The 9,296-nt window shown below is 40.5% G+C and carries 8 protein-coding genes; 2 read left to right on the forward strand and 6 right to left on the reverse strand.

Annotated features, from left to right (window positions below; genetic code table 11):
* Positions 1 to 293: 293 nt before the first annotated feature.
* From BM378_RS05350 to BM378_RS05365, 4 genes are read right to left on the reverse strand one after another with little or no spacing between them, the layout of a single operon-like run.
* Entirely contained in the window at positions 294 to 1,097 is an 804-nt protein-coding gene (locus BM378_RS05350; RefSeq protein ID WP_036972074.1) for a DUF1338 domain-containing protein, read from the reverse strand.
* A 40-nt stretch (positions 1,098 to 1,137) separates the two neighbouring features.
* Positions 1,138 to 2,610, reverse strand: a complete 1,473-nt coding sequence (astD, locus tag BM378_RS05355; protein WP_074988812.1) for a succinylglutamate-semialdehyde dehydrogenase — start codon at positions 2,608 to 2,610, stop codon at positions 1,138 to 1,140.
* Positions 2,611 to 2,637: 27 nt separating this feature from the next.
* Complete coding sequence (astA, locus tag BM378_RS05360; RefSeq protein ID WP_036972072.1) at positions 2,638 to 3,672, reverse strand: arginine N-succinyltransferase; 1,035 nt, start codon at positions 3,670 to 3,672, stop codon at positions 2,638 to 2,640.
* Between the two features lie 47 nt (positions 3,673 to 3,719).
* Entirely contained in the window at positions 3,720 to 4,925 is a 1,206-nt protein-coding gene (locus tag BM378_RS05365; RefSeq protein ID WP_065979022.1) for an aspartate aminotransferase family protein, read from the reverse strand.
* Positions 4,926 to 5,129: 204 nt separating this feature from the next.
* On the opposite strand from BM378_RS05365, the gene BM378_RS05370 reads away from it, so the two are divergent.
* Positions 5,130 to 5,558: an Lrp/AsnC family transcriptional regulator gene (locus BM378_RS05370; RefSeq protein ID WP_036972068.1), complete on the forward strand. Its 429-nt coding sequence runs from the start codon at positions 5,130 to 5,132 to the stop codon at positions 5,556 to 5,558.
* Between the two features lie 27 nt (positions 5,559 to 5,585).
* On the opposite strand, the gene BM378_RS05375 is transcribed toward BM378_RS05370, so the two are convergent.
* Together BM378_RS05375 and BM378_RS05380 are read right to left on the reverse strand one after the other, a co-directional pair.
* Positions 5,586 to 6,500, reverse strand: coding sequence for a hypothetical protein (locus tag BM378_RS05375; RefSeq protein WP_036972067.1), 915 nt, complete (start codon positions 6,498 to 6,500; stop codon positions 5,586 to 5,588).
* Positions 6,501 to 6,549: 49 nt separating this feature from the next.
* Entirely contained in the window at positions 6,550 to 8,463 is a 1,914-nt protein-coding gene (locus BM378_RS05380; protein WP_065979024.1) for a putative bifunctional diguanylate cyclase/phosphodiesterase, read from the reverse strand.
* A gap of 533 nt (positions 8,464 to 8,996) precedes the next feature.
* Between BM378_RS05380 and BM378_RS05385 the strand changes: the two genes are divergently transcribed.
* Positions 8,997 to 9,296 (forward strand): isoamylase early set domain-containing protein, encoded by a 300-nt coding sequence (locus tag BM378_RS05385; RefSeq protein ID WP_036972063.1) that lies wholly within the window; start codon positions 8,997 to 8,999, stop codon positions 9,294 to 9,296.

Below are 9,296 nucleotides of genomic sequence, written 5' to 3' on the forward strand. Positions count from 1 at the left end.
GGTGTGCAATCAAATTCACTCTTGGATAGTTGCTCTATCGCCTTGCTACAAACAGGGTTTGTAATGTACTCGGATTGGCTATCATCAAGAAGCAGCGAGATAATAGATCTGGTTTTTTATTTGTGCAATAAAATTTTTTAGGAAAATAAAAATAATTTTTTATTGTTATTTTTCAAAGATATAAATCGATTAATAATATTTATTATATGGATTAATATTGTTTGTTAAACGAAAAAAAATCCCCTTTAAAAAGGGGATTCATCAATTCTATAATTGCAGAACCTTGCCGCTAATTAGCGTGCATTGGTACTTTCAAATATTTTATCAGCAGAGGCCGCCACAAAGCCTGTGTAAAGTTCGCCATCGGGTTTTGGATAACGTAGCGCAAACTCGTAAAAACAGCTTGGTACTGCCATTTTACCATCACTAAATTCTACTTCACTGTCATCAGCTAAAGTTGATGATTGCTCAAGAAGTACCTCTGGTGAGCCTTTAATTTCACCGCCAGAGGTATTGAGTGCAAAGCCTGCGTCTTTCAATGCTTGGTTTACGCTCTCAATGTTATCAAACTTGGCAAGTTCGTTAATGCTAACTGTGAAGTGATTGGCACGGTAGCCCCATGCTGACATCCACGCTGCATATTCACTCTCAGCTAATAGTTTTTTGTAAGTGTCTGAGCTTACTTGCCAATGAGTCCCTGAGTATAAAAAGTTATCAGCATTGACGGCATCGGCATCAATTTTTTCTACCATGTCGTTAACAATGGCTTGTAACTCTGCTGAACATTGCTCTACAAGTAATTCAGAAATAAACACTTTAGGTTGTTTCGGATCTGAATGTTCATAGTGCTTTGCATACAGTTTTTTTGCTTCGAAGTGGTATTCACCACACTCTTTATAGCCCACGGCTAAGAAGTGGGCTGCGAGCTTTTCTAGGCCAATCTTTTCATGGTTAAAAGTTCGTAATGCAATGTGGTCGTTTATTACATCATCTTTTTGTGTCGAACCCAGTAACTCATGAACTTTCACTGCCGAAGGCGTAACTGATAAATAGTTATCCCATAGTTTTTCAAATAGGGCATTTACATCTGTGTGCATTTTAAATTCCTTCATTTAAGGCGGTAAGACCGCCAATCAATTATTCAATAATTAAGCCCGGCGCAAGGGTTTGAGGTAAGTTAACTTTGTCGGCCTCTACAGAAGCAACAGGGTATGCACAGTAGTCTGCTGCATAGTATGCGCTTGCTCTGTGGTTTCCGCTTGCCCCAATACCACCAAACGGTGCGGCGCTAGAAGCCCCTGTTATTGGACGATTCCAGTTAACAATACCAGCACGAATACGTTTTAAGAAGTGATCATAGTCTGCACTTGCATCACTTAATAAACCGGCAGATAAACCAAATGCGGTGTTATTTGCTTCTTCAATCGCGCTATCAAAGTCTGTATAGCGATATACCTTGATGAGTGGTCCAAAGTGCTCTTCATCAGGCATCTCTTTTACATTCGTCACATCAATAATTCCTGGGCTTACAAAGCCTGTGCCCGGTTGTAGATGTGTTAGTTCAACAAGGGGAGTTGCCCCCATTTCAATAAGTTGTTGCTGCGCAGCAACCATGCCAAGCGCTGCTTTTTCGCTGATCATGGCGCCCATAAATGGCTGCTCTTCACTAAAGCTATCTGCGACGACAATGTGCTTAGTTGCTGCCACTAATTTGTCTAAGATAGCATCACCATTTTGTGTATTCTCAATGAATAATCGGCGTGCACAGGTACAGCGTTGACCTGAGGTAATAAAACCTGATTGAATGATATCGTGAACCGCAGCGTTGATATCAGCGACATCTTTTACAATAAGCGGGTTATTACCGCCCATCTCCAACGCTAAAATTTTACTTGGGTTGCCTGCAAATTGTTTATGTAATAGGTGACCTGTGTTTGAGCTGCCGGTAAAGAATAAACCATCAATATCTTTATGGCTGGCAAGGGCAATCCCAGTATCCACTTCACCTTGTACAAGGTTGATGACACCTGCTGGTAAACCGGCTTTTAGCCACAGTTTTAATGTAAACTCTGCAACATGGGGGGTCAGTTCAGAAGGTTTAAACACCACGGTATTCCCCGCTAAAATAGCAGGAACAATGTGGCCATTTGGTAAGTGACCAGGGAAATTGTAAGGGCCAAACACTGCGACAACACCGTGTGGTTTGTGTCGAATAAACGCTTTGGCGCCTGGCATTGGGTTTTCGGTTGTGCCAGTACGTTCGTGGTATGCTTTAATTGAAATAGCAATTTTACCTGTCATCGCGCCTACTTCAGTGCGCGTTTCCCATAATGGCTTACCTGTTTCACGGGCAATAATTGTTGCAAACTCTTCGCTATGTTCTTTTAATTGGTCTGCGAAGCGCTCTAATACTGCAATGCGTTCATCAACGGTTTTGTCTGCCCAGTCTAGTTGTGCTTCTCGTGCTGCTTTTATGGCAGCATCCACTTGCTCTGCTGTGGCTGTTTTACCTTGCCAAACAATATCACCATTGCTTGGGTTAACAGAGTTGAACTCGTGGCCTAGACCATGCTGCCACTGGTTATTTATTAATTGCGTATCTTGAGTTATTTGACTCACCGTAATCTCCTTAAGCGGCTACAGGCGGAAAAATCGCGCTGCATCCCCTTGTTTTAATTTAAGTGCATTGGCCACTTCTTGGCTGACAATAAGCGTGTGTTTCGCGTGGTTATAATGAGCATGCTTTGTGAATGTGGCTCTAAAGTCATTCACACCTTGATTGCAGATTGCCAATGTGTCTGAGCTTTTTTCGTTTATATGCGCCAGTTCAGCAATGGTAATAGGGCATACCTGTGATTCACGAACGCTGCGAATATTGCCAAGTTTTGCTTCTACCGTGGGGCCTGCATCGAATAGATCAACATAGCCGCGATGCTCAAACCCTTCTTTTTCGAGTAGTTTGAGTGCTGGTTTGGTTTTTTCGTGCACTTTACCAATCACAGCTTGCGCTTTTTTGCTTAAAAGGTTGGCATAAATTGGGTATTTTGGCATGAGTTCGCTAATGAATACTTTATCGCCCAAGCCCACTAAGTGATCTGCTTGTGGGAACTCAATACTAAAAAAGTGTTCTTGTAACCATTGCCAAAATGGTGAATGTCCTTTTTCATCACTGACACCACGCATTTCTGCGATAACGGTGTCTGCAAAACGCTCACTGTGCTGCGCCATAAATAAAAAGCGCGAGCGTGATAAAAATCGCCCGGTTAACCCTTTACGGTTTTGCTCACGTAAAAATAAGGTACAAATTTCGGAACAGCCTGTGTAATCATTACACATGCTCAAAATATCAACCGTGTTATACACGTTAAGCGTGCGAGAATGATGGACTGTTTTACCTAAGTGATAATGATAAAGTGGGACCGACATACCTACCGCAGCCTCAATGGCTGTGGTACCAATGACTTGACCGGTTTTACTGTCTTCTAAAACAAATAAATAGGTTTCATCATGTGGTTTATTGATGTCTTTGGCAAAACTGCGTTCAGCGCGGTCAATTTTTTCTAGCAATAAATTGTCATCAACCGGGAGTGAGGTAAAACCATGGCCCGATTCAATGGCAATTTGCTTTAAAGCTGCAAAATCATTTGCAGTAATTGGACGTAATACTTGCATTCATTGCTCTCCGATGGCGTGCTGAATTAACAGCACGCCAACTTGGATTAACCGTTTACAACGTCTGCAACCGCTTTTTCAAAGCGTGCTAAACCTTCTTTGATATCTTCAAGTGGGATCACTAAAGAAGGCGTAAAGCGCACAACATTTGTGCCAGCAACTAGGCTCATTAAACCGTGCTGAGTGCTTGCAACGAGGAAGTCACGAGAACGGCCTTCATATTTACTGTTAAGCACTGCACCTAATAATAGACCCTTACCACGTACTTCACTAAATACGTCGTATTTTTCGTTAATGGCTTTTAAGCCATCACGTAAAAGTTGTTCGCGCTCTTTAACTCCAGCAAGCACGTCTGGTGTGTTAACTGTATCGAATGCCGCTTCAGCTACAGCGCACGCTAATGGATTACCGCCATAAGTAGAGCCATGTGTCCCTACTTTTAGGTGCTCGGCAATATCAGCTTTGGTGATCATGGCACCGATAGGGAAGCCACCACCCAGTGCTTTTGCTGTTGTTAGGATATCAGGTGTTACGTCTAAATCTTGGTAAGCGTATAGAGCGCCTGTGCGGCCAACACCCGTTTGTACTTCATCAAAAATGAGAAGTGCGTTGTGTTTGTCACATAATGCGCGGACCCCTTTAACAAAGTCGCTAGTTGGTGAAATAATACCGCCTTCACCTTGCAAAGGTTCCATCATAACCGCACATGTGTTGTCGCTGATAAGCGCTTCAAATGCAGCAAGGTCATTGTAATCACAATGATCGATGGCAGCTGGTTTTGGACCAAAGCCATCCGAGTACGCCGCTTGACCACCTACCGTTACAGTAAAAAATGTACGGCCATGAAAGCCTTTATTAAAGGCAATAATTTGATTCTTTTGTTCACCATGTACATCTAATGCCCAACGACGCGCGAGTTTTAAAGCTGCTTCGTTTGCTTCTGCCCCTGAGTTTGCAAAATAAACCTTATCAGCAAAGGTCGCATCAGTGAGCTTCTTAGCCAAACGCAATGCCGGTTCGTTCGTCATTACATTTGATAAATGCCAAATTTTCTCGCCTTGCTCTTTTAATGCATTAACAAGGGCAGGGTGACAATGACCTAAGCAGTTCACTGCAATACCACCTGCAAAGTCGATAAACTCTTTACCGTTTTGATCCCACACGCGTGAACCCTCGCCACGAACTGGGATAACCTCTGAAGGGTTATAGTTTGGCACCATTACGTCATTGAATAATTCTCTTGTTACTTGCATGTGTTGCACCTAAATCTGGCTTAATATGAAAAAATTAAAATTGCAAAAACTAGGTTAGTTAAGCCGTTCCTGCCTAGTTACGCACGATGAGATTATTTTTCTTATCAATTATTTATATTATCTGGTTTGCGAACTTAAATTTGCAGTGCTATTTTGTGTAAATTGACTAAAATAAAAAGCAAATTGACGAAAGAATTAAACAAAATGATAACTCCTCAAGATGAAAAGTTGCTTGCGATATTAAAAACTAACGCTCGCGCAAGTGTGTCGGATTTAGCAAGGGCCTTAAATTTATCACGCTCTACGGTACAAAGTAGGATGTTAAGGCTGGAAGAGTCGGGTGTGATCAAAGGGTATAGCGTTGATTACGGTGATGCTTATTTAAGCCAAATGGTCTCAGCGCATGTATCAATTAAGGTGAAACAAAAGTTAACCACAAAAACGAATATAGAACTGAAGCAAATTGACGCAATTTCTCAGCTTTATGCGATTAGTGGTGAATTTGATTTGATTGCAGTCGTACAAGCTCAAAACCTCGAAAAATTGAGTCATTTGCTTGATGATATAGGTAATCTAGATGGAGTAGAAAGAACAACTTCGTCGGTAATATTAGAAACAAAGTTTAAGCGCTAATAGGGCCATTTAGCGCTTAATGTTGGGTTAGTTGCTTGCTTTACGAATAACTTTCTTTTCAACTTCATCCAGTTTTATGACGTAGGCATTGCCGCCAATGCCTTTAAATTCTTCATCGGTAAACACGATGGTGTTGTCATCATAAAAGGTGACAGCCTCTTTTTGAGTAACGATACCTAGGTCGATACGTGATACATCACCCGAAAAGAATTTGTCTTCTTTAAAGTTTTCAAATAGCCAGATACTTGTTGAATCGAGAAGAACCAACTTAGTTCTATCGGGGCTTAAAGCCGCGGAGGTGATCCAACATAACTTTTCTAATGTGGTACAGGTCTGAAATGAATCAATCAGCTCAGCGTCAAAATTAGCAGCGTGATCGCCTACTTTATAGACATTCGTTATACCATCAAATGGTTCTGTTCTATTTTTAGTAAATAAGTATAAATGACGACCGAAGGCGACAAAGGCCTCTAGGTCAAAGTTTCGTTTGTCAGGCTCAATAGGGGTGCCATCCATTTCTGGATAGGTGAATTTGATGATTTCGGCTTCAGTTGTGTCCCCTTTGATATCAATGGGGTTTTCGATTTTATAAATTGTTAGCCATTTTCTGTCGTTTTTATTATTGCCGAAATCGCCTAAGAAGAAATGCCCGAAGGTGTTTTGGGTCATGTCCTCCCAGTCAATGTTTTTGGCATTAGTGACAAGGATTTCTTTGGCAATTGAACCATCTTGGTTAAGGCGGTATAACTTGGGCTTATCGCCACTGTCGTTTATTGCCCAAAGCCGTTTGTATTTATCAAATTCAATACCAGAGATTTCTTTGACTTTAGGATCAACAGTTAATCGCTTTTTACTGTAAAGGGTGTAAATAGAAGACCCGACCAGCGCTGCAACAACAGTCACGGCAAGGATAAAAAAGGTGAATACGCTTTTCTTTAACATTAACAAGGAAATGGCTTTGGAAGATGTAAAGTAGTATACCCTACAATCTTTATCTTTGTATATTCCATACCCCAGTTCCTGTCGCGGCCATAAAGTTAATATTGTCTTGCAAGACTTTGTGTCCAACATTCACTGATGATTCTGGGTGGCTGACTAAATAACCTTGTACACTGCGTATCCCCATTGATTTTACGAGTTCAAACTGGGCAAATTCTTCGACACCCTCAGCCACAATTTTTAGTCCTAATTTATGGCCAAGCTCACTGATTGAATGCAGTATTTCATTGTATTTAGGATTGCTATTCGCTTGGGCAATAAACAGACGATCGAGTTTAATGACGTCGATTGGTAAATCAGCCAGCGTGCTTAACGAGCTAAAACCCGTTCCAAAGTCATCAATTGCAATAGTGACGCCACTGGCTCGTAATTTCTCAAGTTGCTGAATAATGTGTTTACTGGCTGTAATAAGTGTTGATTCGGTTATTTCTAACATTAAGGCACTTGCAGGCAAGCCTGTTTTAGCCAATATGTTCATTACCCAATCATACACAGCGCGGTGTTTAAGTTGAATGCCTGATATATTCACCGATATTTTAACTTTTTTCATCCCTGCGTTATACCACGCTGACATTTGTCTGCATGATTCGAGTAAAATCCAATCGCCTAGTTCGAGGATCAGGTTCGATTCTTCGGCAATAGGAATAAACTCAGCAGGTGCGATTGCGCCTTCTACCGGATGATCCCAGCGGGTGAGAGCTTCGAAGTAATCGATAGTGCAGTTTTCTACGTGCACAATTGGCTGGAACGATAAATGAAAGTTCTCGCAGGCAATCGCCAAACGCATTTCTTCAAGTAAATAGTGATAACGGCGCATTTTATTGCCCATTTCGGGGGAGTACACCTTAAAGATACCGCGACCATCTGTTTTAGCGCGATACATTGCAACATCGGCCATTTGTAATAATGCATGGGGCGTTGCTGCACTATCGGGATAAACGGCAATACCAATACTTGCACTAATTTTAATCAGTTTATTGCCGAGCACAAAATCGCGTTCGATTTCTTGCAATACATTTTGCGCAATTTCTAGGGCTTTATCTTTGTGGTCGAGCTGACTTATAAAGATTGAAAACTCATCACCGCCTAGACGCGCTAAGTTTTGTTCAAGCCCATTTGTAGCAGACACATTGTTAAGTTTATGGTGGCGTACCACACTGGTTAAACGGGCTGCAACTTGAATAAGCACTTCGTCACCAAAGCTGTGGCCGAATGAATCGTTAACTTGTTTAAACCCATCTAAATCGATGAATAATAACGCGCAATTTAACTTATCGATTTCAGCCAGACTTAATTGCCTTGTTAAATGTTCAATATAGGCATGGCGGTCAATTAACAGCGTTAATTTGTCTTGGCAGATACTGACCTGCGATTCGTGGGTGTAGGTCGTAATATGTGAGCTTAATGTATGAATGTGTGTTTTTAGCTGGCTTACAATTGGTTGGCTTGTATCGTTATTACGCGCTAAATGTAAGGATTTGAGAAGGTTTGATAGTTGATTATTGAGCTCAGTTAAGGTGTGTGTATCGTTTTCTGTTTGTCTTTTTATATTGATAAGCCAACTAATCGCTAAACCGAGCAATAAAAATATACTGATATTGATGGGCGAGAGGAGCGTTGACCAAAACAGGGATGATGCACTGATAGTAATAAATGAAGTGGGTGTTGATTTGACTACAACATACTGTAGCTCATCTTTGTTAATGAGTTGCTGACCTCTAAACACCATATTATACCATGGTGCAGATTCTAGCTGAGTGTTTACTTTTGGCTGAGATTGTAACTGCGTATTATTATTGAAATGCGCTAAATCATTAACTTGTTTCGTTAATAAAATATTTAAACCATACACAAATGCAATTAAGGTAATAATACAAATAGATAATGTACGAAACGCGTTGGTCATTAGTCGCTACCATCCCGGGTAAAATAGTTTTTAACCCACTTCTGAGTTTTTCCAGTATATTGTTTGTCACTAAAATAGACAAAGTCTTTTTAATGTAATTAATTTGTTAATAGTTTTGCAAGTGAAAAATTTTGCATCTACGTTAGTGTTTTTACTCTATTTTTGACTTAAATTTTATTCACTTTACCCCTGTCTACTTGTTAACTACTTTTATGAGTATGCGCTGATCAAAACAATAAAAGAGCCTGAAAATTAAGTGTATTTTATTTTCAACTTGGTTCGGTTATTGCTCCTATTGAATAAGCAATATGATTTTGAGTACTTTTATTTATTTTGCGCACTGAAATGGTGCGAAAAATAAAAAATTGCACTGTCATAATGCGTAAATATAGATTTGATTAACTAAAGCAAAATGCATGCTTTAGATTGGACGTTGTTTTAAATCATGTAACGCACAGCCTCCGTCTGTTGAGTAGTTGAACACGGCACTGTGGCAAGGATTAATTTACCGATTGGTTGAATTGGAGCCCACTATGTTAAGTAAACGTTTTTTTAAGACTAAAGACGAAACAGAAGTCACCTTTGAATTTCAGCACCCTGATGCTGAAGATGTGCAATTAGTTGCTGAATTTACAGATTGGCAACCTGTGCCAATGAAGTTCAGTAAAAAAGAACAAGTATTCAAGTGTAAGCAACGTCTGCCATTGGATAAAGAATTTCATTTCCGCTATCTGATCAATGGCCAAGTTTGGGATAACGATCATCAAGCTGATGGGTATATTCCAAACGGTTTTGGTACCGAAAACAGTATTGTTAACACTCAACGCGCTTAG

This window comes from Pseudoalteromonas lipolytica, assembly GCF_900116435.1.
GTDB classification, from domain to species: domain Bacteria; phylum Pseudomonadota; class Gammaproteobacteria; order Enterobacterales; family Alteromonadaceae; genus Pseudoalteromonas; species Pseudoalteromonas lipolytica.